At 71.0% G+C, this 24,397-nt stretch carries 27 protein-coding genes and 1 pseudogene; 20 read left to right on the top strand and 8 right to left on the bottom strand.

All coding sequences use genetic code 11. The features are described 5' to 3' along the window. Nucleotides 1-86: 86 nt before the first annotated feature. Both murA and D0D15_RS07685 read left to right on the top strand, forming a co-directional pair. Nucleotides 87-1,361 (top strand): UDP-N-acetylglucosamine 1-carboxyvinyltransferase, encoded by a 1,275-nt coding sequence (gene murA / locus D0D15_RS07690; RefSeq protein WP_115944343.1) that lies wholly within the window; start codon nucleotides 87-89, stop codon nucleotides 1,359-1,361. Between the two features lie 74 nt (nucleotides 1,362-1,435). After that, the gene (locus D0D15_RS07685) at nucleotides 1,436-2,011 is read left to right on the top strand and encodes a Uma2 family endonuclease (protein ID WP_094006573.1); all 576 of its coding nucleotides are present in this window, start codon (nucleotides 1,436-1,438) and stop codon (nucleotides 2,009-2,011) included. A gap of 1 nt (nucleotide 2,012) precedes the next feature. Here the strand turns inward: D0D15_RS07685 and D0D15_RS07680 are convergent, their stop codons facing one another. Further along, entirely contained in the window at nucleotides 2,013-2,636 is a 624-nt protein-coding gene (locus tag D0D15_RS07680) for a LysE family translocator (protein WP_167481468.1), read from the bottom strand. A 132-nt stretch (nucleotides 2,637-2,768) separates the two neighbouring features. Here D0D15_RS07680 and D0D15_RS07675 point away from each other — a divergent pair, with 132 nt between their 5' ends. The 5 genes from D0D15_RS07675 to ehuA all read left to right on the top strand — a co-directional run bounded on the left by D0D15_RS07675 (nucleotide 2,769) and on the right by ehuA (nucleotide 7,990). Beyond that, nucleotides 2,769-4,790 (top strand): protein meaA, encoded by a 2,022-nt coding sequence (locus D0D15_RS07675; RefSeq protein ID WP_094006571.1) that lies wholly within the window; start codon nucleotides 2,769-2,771, stop codon nucleotides 4,788-4,790. A 154-nt stretch (nucleotides 4,791-4,944) separates the two neighbouring features. After that, nucleotides 4,945-5,838 (top strand): ectoine/hydroxyectoine ABC transporter substrate-binding protein EhuB, encoded by an 894-nt coding sequence (gene ehuB, locus D0D15_RS07670; protein ID WP_094006570.1) that lies wholly within the window; start codon nucleotides 4,945-4,947, stop codon nucleotides 5,836-5,838. 22 nt (nucleotides 5,839-5,860) lie between these two features. Continuing rightward, on the top strand, nucleotides 5,861-6,568 hold the full coding sequence (ehuC, locus tag D0D15_RS07665) for an ectoine/hydroxyectoine ABC transporter permease subunit EhuC (RefSeq protein WP_094006569.1): 708 nt from the start codon (nucleotides 5,861-5,863) through the stop codon (nucleotides 6,566-6,568). Continuing rightward, entirely contained in the window at nucleotides 6,568-7,224 is a 657-nt protein-coding gene (gene ehuD / locus D0D15_RS07660; RefSeq protein WP_094006568.1) for an ectoine/hydroxyectoine ABC transporter permease subunit EhuD, read from the top strand. The genes ehuC and ehuD overlap by 1 nt, the downstream gene beginning before the upstream one ends. Before the next feature lies 1 nt (nucleotide 7,225). Beyond that, nucleotides 7,226-7,990 (top strand): ectoine/hydroxyectoine ABC transporter ATP-binding protein EhuA, encoded by a 765-nt coding sequence (gene ehuA / locus D0D15_RS07655; protein ID WP_094006567.1) that lies wholly within the window; start codon nucleotides 7,226-7,228, stop codon nucleotides 7,988-7,990. On the opposite strand, the gene D0D15_RS07650 is transcribed toward ehuA, so the two are convergent. Next, a complete protein-coding gene (locus tag D0D15_RS07650) occupies nucleotides 7,929-8,342 on the bottom strand; it encodes a hypothetical protein (RefSeq protein WP_094006566.1) in 414 nt (137 codons plus the stop codon). The genes ehuA and D0D15_RS07650 overlap by 62 nt on opposite strands. Nucleotides 8,343-8,559: 217 nt before the next feature. Here D0D15_RS07650 and D0D15_RS07645 point away from each other — a divergent pair, with 217 nt between their 5' ends. Continuing rightward, nucleotides 8,560-9,333, top strand: coding sequence for an enoyl-CoA hydratase-related protein (locus tag D0D15_RS07645; RefSeq protein WP_094006565.1), 774 nt, complete (start codon nucleotides 8,560-8,562; stop codon nucleotides 9,331-9,333). A 229-nt stretch (nucleotides 9,334-9,562) separates the two neighbouring features. Further along, nucleotides 9,563-10,180, top strand: a complete 618-nt coding sequence (locus D0D15_RS07640) for a DUF4190 domain-containing protein (RefSeq protein WP_094006564.1) — start codon at nucleotides 9,563-9,565, stop codon at nucleotides 10,178-10,180. A gap of 64 nt (nucleotides 10,181-10,244) precedes the next feature. Here D0D15_RS07640 and D0D15_RS07635 read toward each other — a convergent pair whose 3' ends face one another. After that, entirely contained in the window at nucleotides 10,245-10,781 is a 537-nt protein-coding gene (locus D0D15_RS07635) for an NUDIX domain-containing protein (protein WP_094006563.1), read from the bottom strand. Nucleotides 10,782-10,818: 37 nt separating this feature from the next. Here D0D15_RS07635 and nucS point away from each other — a divergent pair, with 37 nt between their 5' ends. The 7 genes from nucS (at nucleotide 10,819) to dhaM (ending at nucleotide 17,075) form a co-directional block, all read left to right on the top strand. Then, nucleotides 10,819-11,478 carry an endonuclease NucS gene (gene nucS / locus D0D15_RS07630; RefSeq protein WP_162830523.1) on the top strand — a complete coding sequence of 220 codons (660 nt, stop codon included), beginning with the start codon at nucleotides 10,819-10,821 and terminating at the stop codon, nucleotides 11,476-11,478. A 235-nt stretch (nucleotides 11,479-11,713) separates the two neighbouring features. Continuing rightward, a complete protein-coding gene (locus D0D15_RS07625; protein WP_094006561.1) occupies nucleotides 11,714-13,414 on the top strand; it encodes a sodium:solute symporter family protein in 1,701 nt (566 codons plus the stop codon). Nucleotides 13,415-13,427: 13 nt separating this feature from the next. Further along, nucleotides 13,428-13,700 carry a hypothetical protein gene (locus tag D0D15_RS07620; protein ID WP_094006560.1) on the top strand — a complete coding sequence of 91 codons (273 nt, stop codon included), beginning with the start codon at nucleotides 13,428-13,430 and terminating at the stop codon, nucleotides 13,698-13,700. Nucleotides 13,701-13,747: 47 nt separating this feature from the next. Next, on the top strand, nucleotides 13,748-14,740 hold the full coding sequence (locus D0D15_RS07615; RefSeq protein WP_233157353.1) for a DUF3558 domain-containing protein: 993 nt from the start codon (nucleotides 13,748-13,750) through the stop codon (nucleotides 14,738-14,740). Nucleotides 14,741-14,774: 34 nt separating this feature from the next. Further along, complete coding sequence (gene dhaK, locus D0D15_RS07610; protein ID WP_094006558.1) at nucleotides 14,775-15,776, top strand: dihydroxyacetone kinase subunit DhaK; 1,002 nt, start codon at nucleotides 14,775-14,777, stop codon at nucleotides 15,774-15,776. Nucleotides 15,777-15,780: 4 nt separating this feature from the next. Further along, entirely contained in the window at nucleotides 15,781-16,404 is a 624-nt protein-coding gene (gene dhaL, locus D0D15_RS07605) for a dihydroxyacetone kinase subunit DhaL (RefSeq protein WP_094006557.1), read from the top strand. Further along, nucleotides 16,401-17,075 carry a dihydroxyacetone kinase phosphoryl donor subunit DhaM gene (gene dhaM / locus D0D15_RS07600; RefSeq protein WP_094006556.1) on the top strand — a complete coding sequence of 225 codons (675 nt, stop codon included), beginning with the start codon at nucleotides 16,401-16,403 and terminating at the stop codon, nucleotides 17,073-17,075. Before dhaL ends, dhaM begins: the two co-directional genes overlap by 4 nt. Nucleotides 17,076-17,540: 465 nt before the next feature. Here the strand turns inward: dhaM and D0D15_RS07590 are convergent, their stop codons facing one another. After that, entirely contained in the window at nucleotides 17,541-17,747 is a 207-nt protein-coding gene (locus tag D0D15_RS07590; protein ID WP_115944329.1) for an FmdB family zinc ribbon protein, read from the bottom strand. A gap of 57 nt (nucleotides 17,748-17,804) precedes the next feature. On the opposite strand from D0D15_RS07590, the gene D0D15_RS07585 reads away from it, so the two are divergent. Further along, complete coding sequence (locus D0D15_RS07585) at nucleotides 17,805-18,929, top strand: alkaline phosphatase family protein (protein WP_094006555.1); 1,125 nt, start codon at nucleotides 17,805-17,807, stop codon at nucleotides 18,927-18,929. Nucleotides 18,930-19,232: 303 nt separating this feature from the next. Here the strand turns inward: D0D15_RS07585 and D0D15_RS07580 are convergent, their stop codons facing one another. Next, nucleotides 19,233-19,796: a TetR/AcrR family transcriptional regulator gene (locus D0D15_RS07580; RefSeq protein WP_094006554.1), complete on the bottom strand. Its 564-nt coding sequence runs from the start codon at nucleotides 19,794-19,796 to the stop codon at nucleotides 19,233-19,235. 127 nt (nucleotides 19,797-19,923) lie between these two features. Between D0D15_RS07580 and D0D15_RS07575 the strand changes: the two genes are divergently transcribed. Beyond that, nucleotides 19,924-21,357, top strand: a complete 1,434-nt coding sequence (locus tag D0D15_RS07575; protein WP_233157352.1) for an MFS transporter — start codon at nucleotides 19,924-19,926, stop codon at nucleotides 21,355-21,357. A 16-nt stretch (nucleotides 21,358-21,373) separates the two neighbouring features. After that, nucleotides 21,374-21,673: a hypothetical protein gene (locus tag D0D15_RS07570; protein ID WP_094006552.1), complete on the top strand. Its 300-nt coding sequence runs from the start codon at nucleotides 21,374-21,376 to the stop codon at nucleotides 21,671-21,673. On the opposite strand, the gene D0D15_RS07565 is transcribed toward D0D15_RS07570, so the two are convergent. Continuing rightward, a complete protein-coding gene (locus tag D0D15_RS07565) occupies nucleotides 21,670-22,179 on the bottom strand; it encodes a GNAT family N-acetyltransferase (RefSeq protein WP_094006551.1) in 510 nt (169 codons plus the stop codon). The genes D0D15_RS07570 and D0D15_RS07565 overlap by 4 nt on opposite strands. Nucleotides 22,180-22,218: 39 nt before the next feature. Here D0D15_RS07565 and D0D15_RS07560 point away from each other — a divergent pair, with 39 nt between their 5' ends. Beyond that, a complete protein-coding gene (locus tag D0D15_RS07560; protein ID WP_115944328.1) occupies nucleotides 22,219-22,971 on the top strand; it encodes an alpha/beta fold hydrolase in 753 nt (250 codons plus the stop codon). Between the two features lie 581 nt (nucleotides 22,972-23,552). Here D0D15_RS07560 and D0D15_RS07555 read toward each other — a convergent pair. Continuing rightward, complete coding sequence (locus D0D15_RS07555; protein WP_094006549.1) at nucleotides 23,553-24,260, bottom strand: maleylpyruvate isomerase family mycothiol-dependent enzyme; 708 nt, start codon at nucleotides 24,258-24,260, stop codon at nucleotides 23,553-23,555. A gap of 10 nt (nucleotides 24,261-24,270) precedes the next feature. Then, a pseudogene (locus D0D15_RS07550) lies at nucleotides 24,271-24,397 on the bottom strand (IS481 family transposase); the annotation flags it as partial.

Below are 24,397 nucleotides of genomic sequence, written 5' to 3'. Positions count from 1 at the left end.
TTCACACGATAGTGCGAAGTCGGTCGCCCTCTGTTATGTCCCGCCCCTCCGTTCGGGTGCCCGAACCGGAAGGCATGATGACGGCCATGAGCGAGCACTTCGACGTGCACGGTGGTGCGCGGCTGGTGGGCGAGGTCGAGGTCGTCGGAGCCAAGAACAGTGTTCTGAAGCTGATGGCGGCCGCGCTCCTCGCCGAGGGCACCACCACGATCACCAACTGCCCGCAGATCCTGGACGTCCCGCTGATGGCGGACGTGCTGCGCAGCGTCGGGTGCGAGGTGGTCCTGGACGGCGACACCGCGAAGATCACGACCCCGTCCGAGCTGTCCCACCGGGCCGACTCGCCCGCGATGGGCAAGCTGCGCGCGTCCGTGTGCGTGCTCGGGCCGCTGGTCGGGCGGCTCAAGCGGGCCGTCGTCGCGCTGCCGGGCGGGGACGCGATCGGTTCCCGGCCGCTGGACATGCACCAGAACGGGCTGCGCGCGCTCGGCGCGACGAGCACCATCGAGCACGGCTGCGTCGTCGCCAAGGCCGATCACCTCAAGGGCGCGCAGATCTGGCTGGACTTCCCGAGCGTCGGCGCGACCGAGAACATCCTGATGGCCGCGGTCCTGGCCGAGGGCACGACCGTGATCGACAACGCCGCGCGCGAGCCGGAGATCGTCGACATCTGCGTGATGCTGAACCAGATGGGCGCGCAGATCGAGGGCGCCGGCACGTCGACGCTGACCGTGCAGGGCGTGACCGAGCTCCACCCGACCGAGCACCGCGTGATCGGCGACCGGATCGTGGGGGCGACGTGGGCGTTCGCGGCGGCGATGACCCGCGGTGACCTGACGGTCAAGGGCGTCAACCCGCACCACCTGGACCTGGTGCTGGAGAAGCTGCGGATGGCCGGAGCCGAGATCACGACGTTCGACGAGAGCGGTTTCCGGGTGGTGCAGAACGACCGGCCCAAGGCGGTCGACTTCGTGACGCTGCCCTACCCGGGGTTCGCCACGGACCTGCAGCCGTTCGCCGTTGCGCTGTCCGCGGTGTCCGAGGGCACGTCGATGATCACGGAGAACGTGTACGAGGCGCGGTTCCGGTTCATCGAGGAGATGGTCCGCCTGGGCGCCGACGCCCGCACCGACGGCCACCACGCGGTGGTCCGCGGGGTCGAGAAGCTGTCCTCCGCGCCGGTCTGGGCATCCGACATCCGCGCCGGCGCGGGCCTGGTGCTGGGCGGGCTGCGCGCGGACGGGGTCACCGAGATCTGGGACGTGTTCCACATCGACCGCGGATACCCGTACTTCGTGGAGAATCTGAATCGGCTGGGCGCGCGCGTGGAGCGGGTCATCGGCGCGGCGGAGCGCGCCTGACCGCGCCTTTACTTCCAACGGTGTTGGAAGTCAAGTAGCCTCGAACTCAGGAACTCACAGAGGTTGGGGGTCGGATGACGGCGCTGCCCGAGTGGATGGTGCTCCCGCCCGACGGGTTGACGGCGGCAGACTACGAAGCCCTTCCGGAGGAAGTGTGCCGCAGTCTGGAAATCGTCGATGGAGCCATTGTCGTGAATCCGGCCCCCCGCAGGGTGCATCAGCGAATCATCCGCAACCTGTCCTACCTCCTCGCCGAGGCGAGCGGCCCGGGCTATGAGGCCGATTTCGATGTCGATCTGCGGCTCCGCGACGTGCCGCTGCTCAACCGCAGACCGGATCTCGTGGTGTACGACTCGTCGCTGGACGAGGACGCGGTGCTCCGTCCGGAGCACTGCCTTCTCGTGGTCGAAGTCATGTCGCCCGGGTCGATGACGGCGGACCGGATCGACAAGCCGGGTGAGTACGCCGACGCGCGAATCCCGCACTTCTGGCGGGTTGAGAACCCGAACGACGACCCGCGGCTGATCCAGCTCTTCCGCTACCGGCTCGACCCCACCACTCGCGTCTACGCCTCCGCGGGTGTGGACACCGGCAAGGTCAGCCTGCACGACCCGTTCCCCGTCACGCTGGACCTCGCCGCGCTGCTCTGACTCACTCCACCGCCAGCCCGACGCCGAAGCCGATCAGCGCGGTGCCGGTGACCGCGTCCATCGTGCGGCGGACGCGGCGCCGGTTCAGCCAGGTCTTCGCCCAGCGCACCAGGAACAACAGCGTCAGCTGCCACACCGTGCCCACCACCAGCACCGTGTAGGCCAGCAGCAGCGCCTCGGCCGCCCCGGTCGTCGCCGGGTCGAGGAACTGCGGCAGCACCGACAGGTAGAAGGCCATCACCTTCGGGTTGGTGATGTTGGACAGGAACCCCTCGCGGAACCGCCGCAGCCCGTTGCCGCGCCGCCGGTCCAGCCCGGCGAGCGCCTCGTAGTTCCCGCGCCACGCGCCGCGCAGCGCCTGGAACCCCAGCCAGCACAGGTAGGCCACGCCGGCCCAGCGCACGGTCTCGAACAGCGGCCGCACCTGCACGATCAGCGTGCCCAGCCCGAGCCCGACCGCCGTCGCCTGCACGAAGTTGCCCAGCGCGATGCCCGAACACGTGAACAACCCGCCGCGTGCGCCGCCGGCCAGGGCGTTCTTCAGCACCACCATCGTGTCCGGCCCCGGCACCACGGCGATCAGCAGGGCGAACACCAGGTAACTCGCGTACAGGCTCCACGTCACACCCGACAGGCTAACCCGGGCGTCATCATGGGGTCAGGCCGATTTCGCACCCAGTGACGTGCGTCCTTGCGGGGCTGCGCGCGAAGTTACCGGCGAGTACGCTCTGTGTGTCGTTCATCTGGAGGTGCACCGATGCCCTACCCCACGGATCGCGAGCGGGACCGCCCCTGGGTCATGCGCACCTACGCGGGGCATTCGTCGGCGGCGGCCTCCAACGAGCTGTACCGCCGCAACCTCGCCAAGGGCCAGACCGGCCTCTCGGTGGCCTTCGACCTGCCCACCCAGACCGGCTACGACCCCGACCACCCGCTGGCCAAGGGCGAGGTCGGCAAGGTCGGCGTGCCCGTCTCCCACATCGGTGACATGCGCCGCCTGTTCACCGGCATCCCGCTGGCCGAGGCCAACACCTCGATGACGATCAACGCGCCGGCCATGTGGCTGCTCGCGCTCTACGTGACCGTCGCCCGGGAACAGGCCGACGCCGAGGGCCGCGACCGCGACGAGGTGCTCGCCAAGCTCACCGGCACCACCCAGAACGACATCATCAAGGAGTACCTCTCCCGCGGGACCTACATCTTCCCGCCCGCGCCGAGCCTGCGCCTGATCACCGACGTGATCGCCTGGACGGTGCACCACATCCCGAAGTGGAACCCGATCAACATCTGCAGCTACCACCTGCAGGAGGCCGGCGCGACGCCGACGCAGGAGGTCGCCTACGCGTTGTCCACCGCGATCGCCGTGCTGGACGCCGTCCGCGACTCCGGCCAGGTCGAGCAGGCCGACATGGCCAAGGTCGTCGGCCGGATCTCGTTCTTCGTCAACGCCGGCGTGCGGTTCGTCGAAGAGATGTGCAAGATGCGCGCGTTCGCCCGGCTCTGGGACGAGATCACGCGCGAGCGCTACGGCGTCGAGGACCCGAAGGCGCGCCGCCTGCGCTACGGCGTCCAGGTCAACTCGCTCGGCCTGACCGAGGCCCAGCCGGAGAACAACGTCCAGCGGATCGTGCTGGAGATGCTCGGCGTCGCGCTGTCGCGGGACGCCCGGGCCCGCGCGATCCAGCTGCCGGCCTGGAACGAGGCGCTCGGTCTGCCGCGGCCGTGGGACCAGCAGTGGGCGCTGCGCATGCAGCAGGTGCTGGCCTACGAGACCGATCTGCTGGAGTACGAGGACATCTTCGCCGGGTCGCACGTGATCGAGTCCAAAGTGGAGGAGATCGTGTCCGGCGCCCGCGCGGAGATCGAGCAGGTGGCCGATCTCGGCGGTGCGGTGGCCGCGGTGGAAAGCGGGTACATGAAGTCGCAGCTGGTCGCCTCGCTCGCCGAATACCGGCGCGAGGTCGAGGCCGGCGAGCGGATCATCGTCGGCGTCAACAGGTTCGAGACCACCGAGCCGAGCCCGCTGCAGGCCGAGGGCGCCAAGGCGATCGAGACCGTCGACCCGGCGGTGGAGAAGCAGGCAGTCACCGCGCTGGCGGAGTGGCGCCGGCAGCGCGACCAGACGGCGGTCGACGAGGCGCTGGCGCGGCTGCGCGAGGTCGCGAAGACCTCGGAGAACCTGTTCGACGCCACGCTGGCGTGCGCGGCGGCCGGGGTGACCACCGGGGAGTGGGCCGGCGCGCTGCGCGAGGTGTTCGGCGAGTACCGGGCGCCGACCGGGGTGTCCGCGGCGGCCATGTCGGGGGACGCGGCCGAGCTGTCCCGCGTGCGCGACCGGGTGCGCTCGACCGGCGAGGAACTGGGCGAGAAGCTGCGGATCCTGGTCGGCAAGCCGGGCCTGGACGGGCACTCCAACGGCGCCGAGCAGGTCGCCGTGCGGGCTCGCGACGTCGGGTTCGAGGTCATTTACCAGGGCATCCGCCTCACGCCCGAGCAGATCGTGGCGGCCGCGGTGCAGGAGGGCGTGCACGTCGTCGGCCTGTCGGTGCTCTCCGGCTCGCACCTCGAGGTCGTGCCGCAGGTGGTCGACGGGCTCCGCGCGGCCGGTGCCGGGGACATCCCGGTGATCGTCGGCGGCATCATCCCGCCCGAGGACGCGCGGCTGCTCGTCGAGCGCGGCATCGCGCGCGTCTTCACGCCGAAGGACTACGAGCTGACCGGGATCATGGACGAGATCGTTTCGGTGGTGCGGGAACGTCACGGATTGCCCCAGGGCTGAGCCAGTTCTGTCACGTTCCGTGCGCATTGTCCACACGCAACGTTGATCTCTTTCCGATAACAGCGAGTGGCGATCTCGTTGCATCTTTTGACCCCATCGGACGCACCGCCTACGTTCGGTGAACCGGCTGAACCGAATAAGGGGTGCGACGAAGATGACGCACGGTCAGTGGACGCGACGGGACTTCTTCCGGCGATCGGCGGTCGTGGGCGCCGCGGCGGTGGCGGGGCCGACCCTGTTGGCGGCCTGCCAGAGCACCGAGAGCGGGAACACCCTCGACGCGGCGAGAAGTTCCAAGACGATCCGGATCGGCATCGCCAACGAGGCGCCCTACGGGTTCGCCGACGCCTCGGGCAACACGACCGGTGAAGCGCCGGAGGTGGCGCGCGCGGTGTGCAAGGGGCTCGGGATCGACACCGTGCAGGCCAGCGTGGTGCCGTTCGACCAGTTGATTCCCGCGCTGAACGCGAAGCAGTTCGACATCGTCGCCGCGGGCATGAACATCACGCCGGTGCGCTGCAACGCGGCGCTGTTCTCCGATCCGGACTACTCGGCGCTGACCGCGTTGCTGGTCCCCAGCGGGAACCCGCAGGGCATCAACACCCTCGCCGACGTCGCCGCCAAGAAGGTCAAGGTCGCGGTGCTCTCCGCCGCGGTGGAGAAGGGTTTCGCCACCGCCGCCGGGGTGGCCGAGGACCAGATCGAAACCCTGGACACGCAGGACAACATGCTGCGCGCGGTGACCGCCGGGCGCGTGTACTGCGCCGCGCTCACCGACATCTCGCTGAAGTGGCTGGTGAAGCAGAACCCGAACTCCGGGGTCGAGGTCACGCCCGGCTTCCAGCCGACGGAGAACGGCCAGCCGGTGCAGACCGCGGGCGGTTTCGTGTTCCGCAAGGAGGACACGTCCCTGCGCGACGCCTTCAACCAGCAGCTGAAGACGTTGCACGACAACGGGGAATGGCTGCGGATCGCGTCGCCGTTCGGGTTCGACCAGAGCAACCTGCCCACAGCCGACCTGACCACCGACAAACTCTGCGCGGCCTGACGCTCGAGCCCGGGGACGCGTCGTGTCCGACTCGACATCCAACATCATCTCGACCATCCTCAGTGGACTCGGCGCGACGGTGGCCGCGGCCGCCGGCGGCATCGCGCTGACGATCGTGCTGGCGTTCGTCGCCGGGCTCGCGATGCTGTCGCGCTCCCGTGCGGTGCGGTTCGTCAGCCGGGTCTACGTCGAGGGCTTCCGCGGCACGTCGGAGGTCGTGCAGCTGTTCTGGCTGTACTTCGTGCTCCCGGCGATGGTCGGGTTCAAACTGGTCCCGTTGTTCGCCGGCATCATCGTGCTCGGGCTCAACCACGGCGCCTACGGTGCCGAAATCGTGCGCGGCGCGGTGCAGTCGGTGCCGCGGGCGCAGCGCGAGGGCGCGGTGGCGTTGTCGTTCAGCCCGGCGCAGCGGATGTTCCGGGTGATCCTGCCGCAGGCGGTGGTGGAGATGCTGCCACCGTTCAACAACCTCTTCATCCAGCTGATGAAGAGCACGGCGCTGCTGTACTTCATCTCGGCCGGCGAGATCACCGAAAAGGGCGAGCTGCTGCGGCCGCTCTACGGCAGCCAGCTGGTGCTGATCTACGGCGTCGAGCTGTTGTGCTACCTGGCGATCGCGGTGGTCATCACCACGGTCATGCGCCTGCTGGAACGGGTGCTCGCCAAGCGGCTCGGGCGTGAGCCACCGTCCCGGGAGAAGGCGTTCGCCAAGGCGGGGGTGATCACCTGATGGACTGGGACTGGGACTACTTCTGGGACTCCGTTCCGGTACTGCTGGAGGGGTTGCTGGTCACCGTCGAGCTGACGGTGCTCGGCTCGCTCGTCGCCTACCTGCTGGGCCTGGTGTTCGCCCTGGTGCGGCGGGCGCGGATCCCGGTGCTGAGCCAGGCGATGTACCTGTTCATCGAGCTGGTGCGCAGCACGCCGCTGCTGATCCAGGTGTTCATCGTCTTCTACCTGCTGTGGCCGGCACTGGACATCCGGCCGTCGGCGTTCCTCACCGGCGTGATCGCGCTGGGCATCCACTACGCGACCTACACCTCCGAGGTGTACCGCGCGGGCATCGACGCCGTCCCGAAAGGACAGTGGGAGGCCGCGACGGCGCTGAGCATCCCGCGGACGCGCGTGTGGACCGGGATCGTCCTGCCGCAGGCGGTGCCGCGGGTGCTGCCCGCGCTCGGCAACTACATGATCTCGATGTTCAAGGAAACACCGCTGCTGATCAGCATAGGTATTTTCGAGGTGCTGAACCAGGCGAAGGAGCAGGGCGCGGAGACCTTCCGGGTGATCGAGCCCTACACCCTGGCCGGCATCCTTTTCCTGCTGGTCAGTTACCCGTCGTCGATCCTGGTGCGAAGGTTGGAACGCCGTGTCGGACAGCTCTGAGATGATCCGGTTCGAGGGGGTCGTGAAGAAGTTCGGCGACCACGTGGTGTTGCGGGAGCTGGACTTCTCGGTCCGGCCGGGCGAGTTCGTGACCCTGATCGGGCCCAGCGGTTCGGGCAAGACCACGATCCTGCGGTTGCTGATGACGCTGGAGCAGGTGAACGAGGGACGGATCTTCGTCGGCGGCGAGTGCCTCTCGCACGTGGAGAAGAACGGGAAGTTCGTGCCGGCGGGCGAGAAGCACCAGCGGCGCATGCGCAGGCGGATCGGGATGGTGTTCCAGCAGTTCAACCTGTTCCCGAACATGAAGGTGCTGCAGAACGTCACCGAGGCGCCGATCCGGGCGCTGGGGCTGTCCCGCCAGGAGGCCGAGCAGCGCGGCCGGGAGCTGCTGGAGATGGTCGGGCTGAGCGAGAAGGCCGACGCCCACCCGTCCCAGCTGTCCGGCGGACAGCAGCAGCGCGTGGCGATCGCGCGGGCGCTCGCGATGCGGCCGGAGGTGCTGCTGCTGGACGAGGTCACCTCCGCGCTGGACCCGGAACTGGTGGCCGGTGTGCTGAAGGTGCTCAAGGACATCGCGTCGACCACGGACATCACGTTCCTCTGCGTGACGCACGAGATGCAGTTCGCGCGGGACGTCTCGGACCGGGTCCTGATGTTCGACCACGGGCAGATCATCGAGGACGCGCCGCCGGAGAAGCTGTTCACGAACCCGGACCACGAACGAACGCGGGAGTTCCTGCAGGCCGTGCTCGACCGGGGCTGACCCCGCGGAACGCCGTCGAGCGCGCGACGAGCGCGGCCGCCTGGACCAGCGTCGCGGACGCGATCCAGTCGACGAGCGCCGGCGAGTAGTACGCGACCTGTTCGAACGTCAGGTCCCGCCCGCCGCCGACGACCGCACCCAGCAGGCCCGGCAGAGTCACGAGCACCACGACCGTCACCAGTCCCGGCGCCAGCCGGAGAACCACGCGCCACCACGGCCGCCCCGCCATCCGCGTCGCCCAGTGGCGAGCGCGTGCCACACCCCGGATTCCGAGCGCCAGAACGGCGAGTGTCAGCACACCCAGCACCAGGTCGATGACCAGCCGCAGGGTGGTCGTGGTCGTGGCGCGCATCCCGGCAGGCCCGGACACGTGCCGTCGCGGGTGTTCGTCGAACGGCTTCCCGGAGGCCGGCGTGCCCTGCCGTGCCCGCCTCCACCTGCTGCATCACCGCCAGCGCGAGGTGGACGATCCGGTGGATGTCCCGGCGAGCAGGACCCGAACGGCAGCGCACCACCCCGACCCTCGTCAGGGGGAGCACAACACGGCCGCCAAGAGGTAGCGTCGGAGTATGGCCGAGTACGAGCACATCCTGGTCAAGCGCGACGACGCGACGGTGACGATCACGATGAACCGCGCCGCGCGCCGCAACTCACTCTCCGAAGCCCACCTGGCCGAGCTGCTGGCGGCGTTCGAGGAGGCGGCGGCGACCGACGCGACGGGCATCGTGCTGGCGGGGGCTGGCCCGGTGTTCTCGGCGGGCCACGACTTCGGCGACGTGGCCGCGCGGGACCTGGACGGGGTGCGGCGCCTGCTCACCCTGTGCACGCGGCTGATGCGGACGATGGAGTCGGTGCCGCAGGTGGTGATCGCGCGGGTGCACGGGCTGGCCACGGCGGCGGGGTGCCAGCTGGTGGCGTCGTGTGACCTGGCGGTCGCGGCCGAGTCGGCGGGCTTCGCGCTGCCCGGCGGCAAGGGCGGCTGGTTCTGCCACACGCCGGCGGTGCCGGTCGCGCGGTCGATCGGGCGCAAGCGGCTGATGGAGCTGGCGCTGACCGGAGACGTCATCGACGCGGCGACGGCGCTGGAGTGGGGCCTGGTGAACCGGGTGGTGCCGGACGCGGACCTGGACACCGCGGTGGCCGAGCTGCTGGGCCGGGCCACGCGCGGCAGCCGGGCCAGCAAGGCGCTCGGGAAGCAGACCCTGTACACCCAGCTGGACCGCCCGGAGGCCGACGCGTACGCGATCGCGGTCGAGGTGATGGCGGCGGCGTCGCAGACCCCCGCGGCGCGGGAGGGGATGGCGTCGTTCCTGGAGAAGCGGAAGCCGGAGTGGCCCGCCTGAGCCGTGGTTTTCGCTGCGCCGTTCGGGTGAACTGAAAGTTCAGCCACTGAGTTCCGTCGTGGCCGGAACGGTGATCGTCCGTGCAGCTCAGTGCCACTGTGGACGGTCCCGGTCAAGATCCACTTCTGCCGGCTGGTCCGCTTGAACGCTGTTACAAGCGCGAGCGCGCGGCGATTGACGGTGTGACGCAGCGGGACGGCCCGCTGCGCGTGCCCGTCAAGGAACACTCGTGACTCATCCGCCCTACGCCTCGCCCGCGCCCACTCCCGCGCCGCCGAAGAACGGCCTCGGAACCGCGGGTTTCGTCCTCGGCCTCGTCGGCCTCGTGTTCGCCTTCATCCCGCTCGTCGGCGTCGTGGCGTGGCCGCTGGTCATCATCGGCCTGATCCTGTCGCTGGTCGGCCTGTCCCGCGCCACCAAGGGCGCCGCGACGAACAAGGGGCTCGCCATCGCCGGTGTCGTGTGCTCCGCGGTCGGCCTGGTGGTCTGCATCCTGTGGGCCGCCGTCTTCGGCGCCGCGGTCGACGAGGTCAACGACTCGACCCCGACCAGTGGCGACCCGGCCGCCGCAGCGCACCAGATCCTGCTCGAGGTGACCACTGGCCAGCGGAGCAACCTCAACTGGACCAGCGGGCTCAGCGTGAACAACCAGGAGATCGTCGAGGCCGGGCAGACCTGGTCCAGGGCCCTGGGCGTCGAGGACCTCGGCTTCACGTCGATCACGGTCACCCCGGTGACCACCGACATCGACGCCCAGCCGAACAGCTGCAAGATCACCGTGGACGGCAAGCCGGTCGCCGAGAACTCGAACATCGTCGCCGCGATCTGCTCCTACCCGGGCGGCTGACCTGACGGGCGCGGCGGCGCGGAAAACGCCCTCGCCGCCGGCCCCGCTGCCGCGCGCGGCGCAGCTAGCGTTCGTGCAGCAGCAGGAGTCCGTACGCGGCGATCGACTGGGCGTCCGTGATCTCCCCGCGCGTGATCATCTTCTCGAACTCGTCCCGGCCGAACCACGCCGTGCGCATGTCCTGTTCCTCGTGCTCGCGCTCGTGCGGCCCCTCGGCCAGCTCCGTCGCCAGGTAGACCCGGCCGCGCTGGCTCGACATGCCCGGCGCGACGTCGAGCAGCCCGAGGTCGGTCAGCGAACCGGCCACCAGCCCGGTCTCCTCCCGCAGCTCCCGCGCCGCCAGCTCGAGCGGGTCCAGCTCGGCCAGCCCGGGCGCGGTGCCCTGCGGGAACTCCCACCGCCGCAGGCCCAGCGGGTACCGGTACTGCTCGACCAGGTGCAGCCGGTCGCCGTCGAGCGGGATCACCAGCGCGTAGGCGGGCTTGTCGACCACGCCGTAGATGCCGGGCGAGCCGTCCGGGCGGCGGATGGCGTCCTCGCGCACCGTCATCCAGTCGTTCCGGTACACCTCGCGCGAGCCGAGCCGTTCGATGGGATCCACGCGACCAGTCTGCCGAAGCATCTTCTACCCTCGCCGGGTGCGTCTCGTGATCGCTCGTTGCCAAGTGGACTACGCCGGCCGCCTGACGGCCCACCTCCCGATGGCCACCCGGTTGCTGCTCATCAAGGCCGACGGCTCGGTGTCGGTGCACTCCGACGACCGCGCCTACAAGCCGCTGAACTGGATGAGCCCACCGTGCTGGCTGATCGAGGACGATGACATCTGGACGGTGCAGAACAAGGCAGGCGAGAAGCTCGTCATCACGATCGAGGAGCGGATCGACGAGATCAGCCACGACCTCGGCGCCGAGCCGGGCCTGCAGAAGGACGGCGTCGAGGCGCACCTGCAGGAGCTGCTGGCCGAGCACATCACCACGCTCGGCGAGGGGTACACGCTGGTCCGCCGCGAGTACCCGACGGCGATCGGGCCGGTCGACATCCTCGCCCGCGACGCCGACGGCGGTTCGGTGGCGGTCGAGATCAAGCGCCGCGGCGAGATCGACGGCGTCGAGCAGCTGACCCGCTACCTGGAGCTGCTCAACCGCGACCCGCTGCTGGCGCCGGTGCAGGGCGTGTTCGCCGCGCAGCTGATCAAGCCGCAGGCCCGCACGCTCGCCGAGGACCGCGGCATCCGCTGCCTCACGCTGGACTACGACGCCCTGCGCGGCACCGAATCGGACGACCTCCGCCTGTTCTGACCTGCGATCGACGGCCCCCGCGCGGCGACCACGAGCCGTGCGGGGGCCGTCGTGCGTCCGGGGGTCCGAGTTGCGCCGTGTGACGCTGCGCTGTTGGGTTGTCACCGGTTTGATCTCGACACGGTCAAGGCGTGCCTGCTGGCGTGCACAGCCGGGATACCGCGTAGTAATGTGCGCTCGTCACTCGATCGTGGTGATTTTTGTTCGGAGATGTTGGACTCCCGGAGGTGCATCGGTGCATGTCCTAGCCGCAGCGAACCTGCGACTTGATGCGCACGCGATCGACTACGTGTTGCTCGCGTTCTACTTCGTGCTGGTGCTCGGCATCGGCTACCTGGCCCGGAAACAGGTGTCGAGCAGCATCGACTTCTTCCTGTCCGGCCGTTCCCTGCCGGCCTGGGTCACCGGGCTCGCCTTCATCTCCGCCAACCTCGGCGCCATCGAAGTGATGGGGATGTCGGCCAACGGCGCGCAGTACGGCCTGCCGACCGCCCACTACTTCTGGATCGGCGCGATCCCCGCGATGCTGTTCCTCGGCATCGTGATGATGCCGTTCTACTACGGGTCGAAGGTCCGCAGCGTGCCGGAGTTCATGCGGCGCCGCTTCGGCACCGGCGCCCACCTGACCAACGGCATCAGCTTCGCCCTGGCGCAGATCCTCATCGCCGGGGCGAACCTGTACCTGCTGGCCAGCGTGGTGAACCTGCTGCTGGGCTGGCCGATCTGGTTCTCGATCGTCATCGCCGCGGTCATCGTGCTCGCCTACACCGCGCTCGGCGGCCTGTCCGCCGCCATCTACAACGAGGTGCTGCAGTTCTTCGTCATCGTCGCCGCGCTGGTGCCGCTGACGATCGTCGGCCTCTACAAGGTCGGCGGCTGGAACGGCCTGGTCGACAAGGTCACGAACAGCCCCGGCGGCGCGGAGCAGCTGAGCTCCTGGCCGGGCAACCAGCTGACCGGGTTCGGCAGCAACTTCCTGTCGGTGCTGGGCCTGGTGTTCGGTCTCGGCTTCGTGCTGTCCTTCGGCTACTGGACCACGAACTTCGTCGAGGTCCAGCGCGCTATGGCGTCGAAGAGCATGTCCGCGGCCCGCCGCACGCCGATCATCGGCGCGTTCCCGAAGATGCTGGTCCCGTTCATCGTGATCATCCCCGGCATGATCGCCGCGGTCACGGTCACCGAGCTGCAGGGCCAGAACAAGCAGGCCCTGCTCGACGGCGGGTCCGCCCCCAGCGGCGCGACCTTCAACGACGCGCTGCTGCTGCTCATGCGCGACCTGCTGCCCAACGGTGTGCTGGGTGTCGCGATCGCCGGTCTGCTGGCCTCGTTCATGGCCGGTATGGCGGCGAACCTGAGCTCGTTCAACACCGTGTTCACGTACGACATCTGGCAGGCCTACATCAAGAAGGACAAGCCGGACTCGTACTACCTGAACATGGGCCGCTGGGTCACCGCGGGCGCCACGATCCTCGCCATCGGCACGGCCGGGATCGCCTCGCAGTACTCGAACCTGATGGACTACCTGCAGCAGCTGTTCTCGTTCTTCAACGCGCCGCTGTTCGCCACGTTCATCCTGGGCATGTTCTGGAAGCGGATGACGCCCGCGGCGGCCTGGATCGGCCTGCTGTCCGGTACCGCGTCGGCGATCGTGGTGTTCCTGCTCGCCGAGACCGGGGTGTGGGACCTGCCCGGCCAGGGCGCCAGCTTCATCGGCGCCGGTGCGGCGTTCGTGGTCGACATCGTGGTCAGCGTCGCCGTGTCCTCGGTGACGCGGCCGCGCGAGGCTTCGGAGCTGACCGGGCTGGTCTACTCGCTGACCCCCAAGGAGTCGCGCCAGCACTCCACGACCGGCGAGGACGCGGGCTGGTACCGCAACCCGGGCCTGCTCGCGGGCATCGTCCTGGTCATCACGATCGCGCTGAACATCGCCTTCTAGGAGGTTGGCAGACATGGCTAGCGAAACCCCCGCCGGCACGCGCCGGGCAGGCGCGTTCGACATCCGGCTGATCATCGCGCTGCTGACCGGTGTCTACGGCGTGGTCCTGACGATCATGGGAATCGCGTTCACCGACGAGGCCGAGCTGCAGAAGGCGGCGGGGGTGAACATCAACCTGTGGGCCGGCATCGGCCTGCTGGTGTTCACCGCGCTGTTCGTGCTGTGGGCGCTCGTGCGGCCGATCCGGGTCCCGGTGTCGGAGGACGGCGAGACCCCGGCCGAATAGGAAGGTTCGGAACATCCCGGCGAGGCCGGGCGGCTACGGTGCTCTGCGTGCTCCGTGTCGCCCGGCCTCGCCGTTTCGTCCCCGTGGTCCTGCTCGCCCTGGCCGTTTCCGCGTGCGGCGGGCCCGATCTGGGCAAGCAGAACTTCCCGCGCACCACCGTCACGCAGACCAGCGCGGCGGCGGTCCCGGTCGACGACCCGGAGGTCGCGCTGGACGTGCAGCGCACCGTCGACCCGTGCGGCCTGCTGCGGGGTGACACCGTCAGCGGCGTCGGCACGCCGGTCGAGGACAGCCCCTACTCCAGCGACCTGGACAGCTGCAGCGTCGAGGTGACCGACGCCGGCGGCAAGCAGGCCCGGCTGAGCCTCACGATGGGCGACAGCATTCCCCTGTCCATCGCGCCCGAGGCCGGCGTCGTGGAAGGCCTGCCGGTCGTCGAGAACGACCTGGACAACCCGGACACCGCCGAGAACGAGGGCTGCGTCGTCTCGGCGGTCACCCACCGGACGTCCTCGCTGGGCATCTCCGTCCAGGTCACCTACGAGGGTGGGGACGCCTGCGGCGCCGGGATGACGGTGATCCGCGAGGTCGTGGCCAGGATGCACGCCGGGCCGCCCCGGCTCAGCCGTCCGGCGAACTCGGCGGTGCCGCTGGACCCGTGCGCGCTCGCCGACGACGCCGTGGTGGCCGAGGTCCTCGGCCGGGGCACCGAGAAGGGTGCCAGCGGTCTGCACGACTGCCACTGGTCCGGCGGCAACGCCGACGGGTACCTGCGGATCTCCGAGACCGTCGAGCCGTCCGAGGGCGACAACGGCACCCGCGTCGACCTCGGCGGCGGCGTCACCGGCTACCAGGAGAAACGGACCAACGCGGGCAACAGCTGCGTCATCGCCTGGACCCACCTGAAGACCGGCGACGGCGAGGGCGAGATCGTCAAGTTCACCTACGACAACTTCCACGACGACGCCGCCGGGGACGACTCGTGCGGAAAGGCCCGGCGCATCGTCGGCACGATCCTGCCGAAGCTGCCCAAGTCCTGATAGGAAGGGGCGACGACGGAGTCAGGAGGCGGGCATGAAGAAGATCATCAACGACCCGGCGGACGTGGTCACCGAGTCGCTGCGCGGGCTGGCCGCCGCGCACGCGGACATCCTGCGTGTCCAGGAGGACCCGAACGTGGTGGTGCGCGCCGACGCGCCGGTGGCTGGCAAGGTCGCGGTGATCTCCGGCGGCGGGTCCGGGCACGAGCCGCTGCACGGCGGGTTCGTCGGGCTCGGCATGCTCGACGCGGCGGTGCCGGGCGCGGTGTTCACCTCGCCGACGCCGGACGCCGTGCAGGCCGCGATCAGCGCGACCACCGGCGAGGCCGGGGCGCTGCTGATCGTCAAGAACTACACCGGTGACGTGCTGAACTTCGAGACCGCGGGCGAGCTGGCCGCGGCCGAGGACCTGGACGTGCGCAGCGTGGTGATCGACGACGACGTCGCGGTCGCCGATTCGACCTACACGGCCGGGCGCCGGGGCGTCGGCGGCACGGTGCTGCTGGAGAAGATCGCCGGTGCCGCCGCCGAGCGGGGCGACTCGCTGGACGCGGTGGAGGCGCTGGCGCGCAAGGTCATCGGCCAGGTCCGCTCGATCGGGGTCGCGCTCACCGCGCCGACCGTGCCGCACGTCGGCGAGCCCAGCTTCGACCTGGGCGCCGACGAGATCGAGTTCGGCATCGGCATCCACGGCGAGCCGGGCCGGGAGCGGATCCCGGCCGAGCCGGCCGATGCGCTGGTGGCGCGCATGGTCGGGGCGATCGTGGAGGACCTGCCGTTCGGCGAGGGTGACCGGGTGCTGCTGTTCACCAACTCGATGGGCGCCACCCCGCTGGTCGAGCTGTACCTCGCGCACGGCATCGCCGAGCGGCTGCTGGCCGATCGCGGCATCATGGTCGAACGCCGGCTGGTGGGTCCCTACATCACCAGCCTGGAGATGCAGGGCATCAGCCTGACCCTGCTCAAGCTCGACGACGAGCTGACGGAACTGTGGGACGCGCCGGTGAACACCGCCGCACTGCGCTGGAAGGCCTGAGGACATGGGATGCACGCCGGAGGGCGTCGCGAACGCGTTGCGGGGTGCCGCGGCCGTGATCGCCGAGCACCGCGCCGAGCTGATCGAACTCGACCGGGCGATCGGGGACGGGGACCACGGGGAGAACATGAACCGCGGTTTCCAGGCCGTCGTGGCCGCGCTGGACGGCGCCGTGCCGGACACGCCGGGCGCGGTGCTCAAGCTCGCGGCGACGACGCTCATTTCGAAGGTCGGCGGCGCGGCGGGGCCGTTGTACGGCACGGCTTTCCTGCGGGCGTCGACGGTGGTGTCGAACCAGCCGGAGCTGGGCGCGGCGGAGGTCGTGGCCGCGCTGCGGGCGGGGCTGGAGGGCGTGCAGGCCCGCGGCAAGGCGGTGGAGGGCGACAAGACGATGGTCGACGCCCTGCTGCCCGCGGTCGCGGCGGCGGAGAAGGCGGGCGGCGCGGACGTCGCGGCGGTCCTGGCCGCGGCCGCGGAGGGCGCGGCGAGCGGTGCGCAGTCCACTGTGGACCTGGTCGCGCGGAAGGGCCGGGCGTCCTACCTGGGGGAGCGCAGCGCGGGACACCTCGACCCGGGTGCGCGATCGACGGCGCTGCTGCTCGAGGCGTTCGCGAAGGCGGCGCGATGAGCGTCGGACTGGTGCTGGTGTCGCACAGCGCGAAGCTCGCCGAAGGGGTCGCCGAGGTCGCCGCGCAGATGGCGCCCGACGTGACGATCGTGCCCGCGGGCGGGCTGCCCGACGGTGGAATCGGGACGGACTACGACTCGGTGGTCGCGGCCGTCCAGCGCGCCGATTCCGGGTCCGGCGTCGTGCTGCTCTACGACCTGGGCAGCGCGCAGATGACGGCGGAGCTGGCGGTCGAGTCGCTGGCCGACCCGGAGGCGGTCGTCGTCGCGGACGCGCCGCTGGTGGAGGGCACGATCGCGGCGGCGGTCGCGGCGCAGAACGGGGCGGACCGGGCGGGGGTCCTGGAGGCGGCGGCCGCGGCGGGCGCACCCCCGGAACTGGGCGCGGCGACCGAGCCGGCGGGGGACTCGGTGGAGCTGACGCTGACCAACGAGGTCGGCCTGCACGCCCGCCCCGCGGCGGTGCTGGCGCGCAGCCTGGCCGCGATCGAGGCCGAGGTGAGTGTGCGGTTGGGCGACCAGGAGGCGGACGCGCACAGCGTGCTGGCGCTGATGGCGCTGGGCGCGCGCAAGGGCGACCGGATCCAGGTGCGCGCGGGAGGCCCCCAGGCGGCCGAGGCGCTGCGCGTGGTGCAGGAGCTGGTGGAAGACAACTTCGGCGAACCCGCCTGAGCCCCACACCCCGGTACCCGCGAGCCCACTCGGCGCTGCGAGTCCCACGTTGCGGTGCCGCGAGTCCCACGTTCGGGCGGGCGAGTCCCACCTCCCGACGCGCGAGTCCCACGTTCGCCCGTGCGAGTTCCACGTTCCGGCGCGCGAGTTCCACGTTCGGGCGGGCGAGTCCCACCTCCCGGCGCGCGAGTTCCACGCTCCAGCCCGCGAGTCCCACGTTTCGGCCCGCGAGTCTCACGTTTCGGCCCGCGAGTCTCACGTTCGGGCGGGCGAGTTCCACGTTGCGTTGCCGCGAGTCCCACACTCGGTGCCGCGAGTTCCGCGCTCCTGCCGCTACTCCCACATTCGCGCGCGAGTTCCGCGCTCCCGCGCCGTGAATCCGCGCGCTAGCCCGCGAGTTCCACACCGCGCGAGCCCGTCGCGCGCCGAACGACTGACGGGGCAGGGCTTCGCGGACTACACCACTCAGTGACCGCAGCCGCAGGCGCCGCAGCAGCAGCCGCCGCCCGCGGGCGCGCCGGCGGCCGACCCGGTGAGCGCGACGGTCGTGAGCAGCTTGACCGTGTCCGTGTGTCCCTCGGGGCAGGTCGCGGGCGCGCTCGACTCGCTCATCGGCCGGTTCACCTCGAAGGTGCCGGTGCATTCGCGACAGCGGTAGGCGTAGGTCGGCATGTCGTCATTATCCGGCACGGCGTGCGTCCGGAGCCACCTTCCTGCCAAGCTGGTGCCGTGGAGCTGCCGACGCTGTCCGGCCAGGGGCATCTTGCCGACGTGGTGCCTTCCGTCCTCGCGACCTTGGGTGTGCGCGGGTGTGTCAACACGCTCGACCTGCCCGAGTCCGCGGGCGCCTGCGTCCTGCTGATCGACGGTCTGGGCGCCGAGCTGTTGCGTGACCACGCCGCCGACGCGCCGGTGCTCGCCGAGCTCGCGCGGGCGACGCTGACCGTGGGCTGCCCGTCGACGACGGTCGCCGGGCTGGCCGCGATCGGGACCGGGCTGGCGTCCGGTGAGCACGGCATGGCGGGGTACACGTTCGAGGTGCCGGGCTGCGGGGTGCTCAACGCCTTGCGGTGGCGCGAGCATCCGGGCGGTGGCGAGCTGGACCTGCGGCCGGAGGACGTGCAGCCGCTGCCCACGACCTTCGAGCGCGCGGCCGCGGCGGGCGTCGAGGCGGTGGTGGTGTCCGACGCCAAGTTCGCGAAGTCGCCACTGACCAGGGCGGTGCAGCGGGGCGGGACCTACCGCGGCGTGTACGCGATGGGCGACCTGGCCGCGGAGACGCTGCGGACCCTGCGCGAGTCGCCTGGTTTCTGCTACGCCTACCACAGCCAGCTCGACGAGCTCGGTCACCGCTACGGGCCGGGCTCGCCGGCGTGGGTGATGCAGCTGCGGCAGGTCGACCGGCTCGTCGAGTCGCTTGTGGACGGTCTGCCGCCCGGACGGCTGCTGGCGGTGGTGGCCGACCACGGGATGGTCGCGCTGGACGAGAACGTGATCGACTTCGACGCGACGCCCGAGTTGCAGGCGGGGGTGCGTGCGCTGGGCGGGGACCCGCGGGTGCGGAACGTGTACACCGAGCCCGGCGCGACGGAGGACGTGCTGGCTGCCTGGTGCGCGGTGCTGGGGGAGCGGGCCTGGGTGGCCCGCCGCGACGAGGCGATCGCCGCGGGCTGGCTGGGCCCACGCGTGAGCGACCGGGTGCGCCCCCGTTTCGGCGACGTGATCGCCGCCGCCCGGGACGACTTCGGGATGCTGCGCCGGACCGCCGAGCCGCTGGAGTCCGCGCTGATCGGCCAGCACGGCTCCCTGACACCGGCCGAGCAGCTGGTCCCACTCGCGATCGCGCACCGCTGAGGTGCGTTGTGCTCGTCGTGGTGCGGTGGTGAGGCTGGGCCTGCTCGCGGTGGTGGGGTTTGGGCCCGGTGACGATCGCGCATTGCTGAGGTGGTCGGGCTCGTGGTGGCGCGGTGGTGAGGTCGGGCTTGGCCGCGGTCCTGCAGCGGAGGGGTTCGGGCCTGGTCGCGGTCCTGCGTGTGGGCTGGCCCGATCGCGGTGATGTGGTGGTGAAGTTGGTGCGGTCGCGGAGCGGTGGGATTGGCCGTGCTCGCGGCCGCACAGTGGCGCGGTTCGGCCCGGTCGCGATCGTGCGCCGCCGGCTCAGGTTTTCGGCTGCCGGAGGCCGTCCAGCATCACCGTGAGCAGGCGCTCCGCCGTTTCGTCGTTGCCCTCCGCCGCTATGGACACCCCGTGGCCGAGCAGCAGCAGGTCTCGCGGCCGCACGTCCGCGCGCACGGCGCCCGTCTCCTGCGCCGGCTTGAGCACTGCCGCCGCGGCCTCGTTCATCATCGCCTTGCACAGGGCGAACGTGTCCGAATCCCGGTCCATCGCGGCCTTCAGCGTGGCTGCCAGCCCGCGCTTGTGCAGCACGAAGGCGACCTGCTCGCGCATCCACCGGTTCAGCGCTTCCGACGGCTCGTACTCCGCCAGCAACCGGTGCGCGGCCGCGCTGAGCCGCTCGATGTCGTCGCGGTAGACGGCCTCGACCAGTGTCTCCCGAGTCGGGAAGTGCCGGTAGAGGGTGCCCGCCCCGACGCCCGCCCGCCGCGCGATGTCGTCCAGCGGGGCGTCCGGCCCGTGCTCCAGGAACGCCTCGCGTGCGGTGTTCAGGATCCGCTCGTAGTTGCGCCGTGCGTCAGCCCGCATCGGCCGCGGTGCTGTCATGCGCCTCACCTCAAAACCGGACACATTCTCCGGATACTCTTGCGCAACCGGAGACCTTCTCCATATGCTAGCTCCATCGAAGCGGAGAGCTTGTCCGTTTTTTTCGCCCTCTTCCGATGGAGTCTTCTTGCCTGAGACAACGCTGCCCGCGTCCGGCACGGCTGTCGCCGCGACCGCGGCGCGGCCACGCCCCGGCGTGGTGCTGGCAACCCTGCTCACCTGCCAGCTGATGATCGTCCTCGACATCACCGTCATGAACGTCGCGCTGCCCCGCATCCAGGCGGACCTCGGGTTCACCGCGGCCTCGCTGAGCTGGGTGATGTCGAGCTACACCCTCGTCTTCGGTGGTCTGCTGCTGCTCGGCGGACGCGCCGGCGACCTGTTCGGCCGCAAACGGATGTTCATCGGCGGTGTGCTGCTGTTCACCGCCGCCTCGCTCGCCGGCGGTCTGGCCGGTTCGGCCGAATGGCTGATCGTCGCCCGGGTCGCGCAGGGCCTCGGCGCCGCCGCCGCGGGGCCGAGCACGCTGGCCCTGCTCACCACGACCATCACCGAACCCCGGGCCCGGGTGCGGGCGCTGGCCCTGTTCTCCGGCATGTCCAGCGCCGGGTTCGCGGTCGGTCTCATCCTCGGCGGGCTGCTCACCGAGTGGCTGTCGTGGCGGGCCGTGCTGTTCATCAACGTGCCGTTCGGGCTGGTCGTGGCCGCTCTGGCCGCCCGGTTCGTGGTGGAACCACCCCGGCAGCGACCACGGCTCGACCTGCCCGGCGCGGTGACCGGGACGGCCGGGGTCGCGGCACTGGTCTACGGATTCATCCGCGCCGCCGAATCGGGCTGGACGGGCACGCTGACGATGGTCTCGCTGATCACCGGTGTGGTCCTGATCGGCGTGTTCCTCGCCGTCGAGGCCCGCACCGCCGAGCCGTTGCTGCCGCTGCGGCTGTTCGCCGACCGCAACCGCGCCGCCGCCTACGCCAACTTCTTCCTCGGGCCGATGGCCGGCATGTCGATGTTCTTCTTCATGACCCAGTACCTGCAGGACGTGCGGGGGATGAACGCGCTCGGCACGGGCTTTGCGTTCCTGCCGATGGCGGTGCTGGTGTTCGCGCTGAGCCGGGCCATCCCGCGGCTGCTGCCCCGGTTCGGGCCCAAGCCCGTCGCGATCGCCGGGACCCTGTCGATGATCGCCGGGATGGCGTGGCTGACGCAGCTCGCCACCGGCACCACGTACCTGCCCGGCCTGCTCGGCCCCACGATCCTGATGGGACTGGGCATGGGGCTGGCGTTCTCACCGCTCAACGTGATCATCATGAGCAGCGTCCCGGCGCGGGACGCCGGTGCGGCGGGCGGTGTGCTGCAGACGATGCAGCAGACCGGCTCGACGCTCGGCCTGGCCATCGTGGTCACCATCTTCGGCACCGCGACGCGCACCGCGACCGGCTCGCCGCACGAGGTGCTCGTCACCGGGATGACCGCCGCCTTCACCGGCTCGATGGTGATCGCGTGCCTGGCCTTCGTGGTGGCACTCACCTTCCGCCGCAAGGCCGACGGCACCGCGTAGGCGATACCGTGGCCGGGTGCCGCGCCGCAACCGACAACACCGTGGCCGCCCCGACGCCGACCGCGCCGGGGCGGCTTCCGGTTGGGCGCGCGCCGAGTCCGGTCCGGACGGTGACTGGCTCGTGCGCAGCGTGCCGGGCAGCCACGCGACCAAGGTGTACCGCTGCCCGGGCTGCGACCACGAGATCCAGCCCGGCGTCCCGCACGTGGTGGCCTGGCCCGCCGGCGAACTGGGTTCGATCACCGACCGCAGGCACTGGCACCGTGCCTGCTGGCAGGCCCGCGACCGCCGCGGCCCGACGCGGAAGCGGTTCTAGAGCTTCCGGAAGTGGCGGGACACCGCGCCGTCGTAGAACGTCTCGGTGTAGGCGGTGAACCCGAGCCGCTCGGCGACCCGCAGCGACGGCTCGTTCGCGATGTTCACGCTGATCTGCACCGGGAGTTCGGGCAGCTCCCGCTCGGCCCAGTCGATCACCGCCCGGGCCATCTCCGTCGCGTACCCGCGGCCCCACGCCTCGGGCCGGAACCGGTAGTAGAGGTTCAGCAGCCGGGCGCCGCCGAACTCCAGGTGCTGCAGCCCGCCGATGCCCGCCACTTCACCGGTGTCGAGCGGCACCACCGCCAGGTAGCCGAACCCGTGAGCCTTCCAGTGCTCGAGCCAGGCCGTGAGCTTGACCTCGGTCTCCTCCGGGCCGGGCGGCGCGGGGTGGTAGCGGTTGGTCCGCGGATCGGTCTGGATCTCGACGACGTCGTCCCGGTCCTGCGGGCCCAACGGCCGCAGCAAGAGGCGGTCCGTGCGGATCTCCCGCCACTCGACGCTCACCTGGCGACGGTATCGCGCTGGTCCAGCACAATCTCGGGTATGGCTGATCTTCCCCTGGTTCTCCTCCACGCCTTCCCGGTGGACGCGCGCATGTGGAACCCCATGCGTGACGGACTCACCACGCGGCACCGCCTGATCACGCCCGACCAGCGGGGCCTCGGACGGACGCCGCTGCCCGGCACCAGCCGCGAACCCGGTCTGGAGGACGCGGCCCGGGACGTGATCGCCCTGCTGGACAAGCTCGACCTGGAGCAGGTCGTGCTCGGCGGCTGCTCCATGGGCGGCTACGTGACCATGGCCGTGCTGCGCGCCGCGCCCGAGCGCGTCGCCGGCCTGGTCCTCATCGACACGAAGGCGACCGCGGACTCGCCCGAGGCGGCCCAGGCCCGGCGGGACCTGGCGAAGCGCGCGGAGTCCGAGGGCGTCACCGGCTGGCTCGCCGAGTCGATGCTGCCGAACCTGCTCAGCGCCGAAACCCGCGAGACGCGCCCCGACGTGGTGGAGACGGTGCGCGACCTCGTCGACAGCCAACAGGCGGCGGGCGTGGCGTGGGCCGCCCGCGCGATGGCCAACCGCCCGGATGCCACCGAGCTGCTGGCCGCCGTCGCCGCGGCCGCGCTGGTCGTGGTGGGCGAGCAGGACGGCCTCACCCCACCGGATGCCGCCCAGGCCATGGCCGAGTCCCTGCCCAAGGGCGAGCTGGTGGTCGTGCCCCAGTCCGGGCACCTGACGCCGTTGGAGGCGCCGGCGATGGTGACCGAGGCGATCCTGGGGTGGTGGCCGTTCGCGTAGGCGCCGCTCGGCCCGGCGGGGTTGCTTCCGCCCCGGCTGGGGCGGGCCGCCGGCCTCACCGGTATCCGGACGCGCTGAGAAGCACACGGCACCGATGGGTGCCGCGCCGGCAGGGGAGCCGAGCTTCCCGGGGCGGCCCGGCGGAGGTCCCGGCTGGGCCGGGTCTGCTGTGGCGGGCAGCGCAGCGGCCATCGCCGGGCGGTGCTGGCTGACCAGGGGCGCCGGGTGGCCAGCGGTGCCAGCCCGGCCAGCCGTGCCGACCGGCCACCCATGCCGGCCGACCGCGTGCGGTCGCGCAGTTGTACCCAGCGGGCTGGCCCCGGCTGAGCCGAGCCCGCTGTGGCGGGCAGCGCAGCCCCCGGCCATCGCGGAACGGTGCCGGCCGGCCACCCGTGCCAGCCAGCCACTGGTGCCAGCCGGCCACCCGTACCGGCCGCCCTCCCGGGCCAGCCAACCACCCGTGCCAGCCGACGCGTGCAGTCGCGCAGCCGCAGTCGCCGGGGCGCCCGGCGACGTGCGCGCCAGGCCGAGCGAAGCCGGGCGCGCCCCCTTGCGCACGCCGGCTCGTCGCGGCAGCTTCGCTAATTCAGTTGAGAAACATCGACGAACTCCTCCAGCGCCCCGGCGTCACCGAGTACCTCGACGTCTTCGGGGCCCTTCCGGCGCCACAGCAGGAGCAGCAGGTCCGACGCCGTGCCGCGCACCGCCGTCGTGGCCTTCGTGTGCTCGCTCGTCACCGACCAGCCCGCGCCGGACGGCCGGACCAGCCACTCGCCCGGACCGTCCGTCGCGTGCAGGTGCACGTCGGTCAAGCCGGCCGGCGGGGCGTCCGGGAGGACGAACCGGAGGAACTCGTCGATCCCGTCCACCGCGAGCTCCCGCTCGACCGGTTCGTCCCGCCCCGCCGCCGACAGCGCGTCCCAGCAGTGCACCGCCGTCTCCAGGGCCATCCGCCGCTGGATGAACCCGGCGTCCGGCCGGCCCCACGTCCACCTGGGCTCGGCCGGATCGAGCGCCGACAGGGTGCCCGCCAGCACCTCGACGCCCTCGGCGAACCAGGCCACCAGCTCGCCCTCCGCCGGCCGCGGCGGCTCCCGGTAGTCGTCCGGACCGGAAACCGCCCCGGACGCGATCCGCTGCCAGAACCAGTGGACCTCGCCGGTGTGCCAGACCAGCTCGGCCACGTCCCAGCCCGGGCACGCCGGCACCGGCGCACGCAGGTCTCGCACCGCTTCCGCCAAGCGGCCGCCGTCCCTGCGCAACGCGGTCAGGTACCCGAGCTCTGCCATGCCCGAAAAGCTAGCTGTATGAGGCCGTGACATTGGTGACGCCGGTGTGGAGCCGGGTCGCGGGTGGCTGATCTCCGGCAGCAGTGTGTGGTCGATGGTAGTTGTAGTGGATGTTCCAGATCGCTAACGCCTCGGTG

Source organism: Amycolatopsis thermalba, from assembly GCF_003385215.1.
In the GTDB taxonomy this organism is placed as follows: domain Bacteria; phylum Actinomycetota; class Actinomycetes; order Mycobacteriales; family Pseudonocardiaceae; genus Amycolatopsis_E; species Amycolatopsis_E thermalba.
Note: the sequence above shows the minus strand (reverse complement) of the source record. Positions and strands in the feature narration are given on the sequence as shown.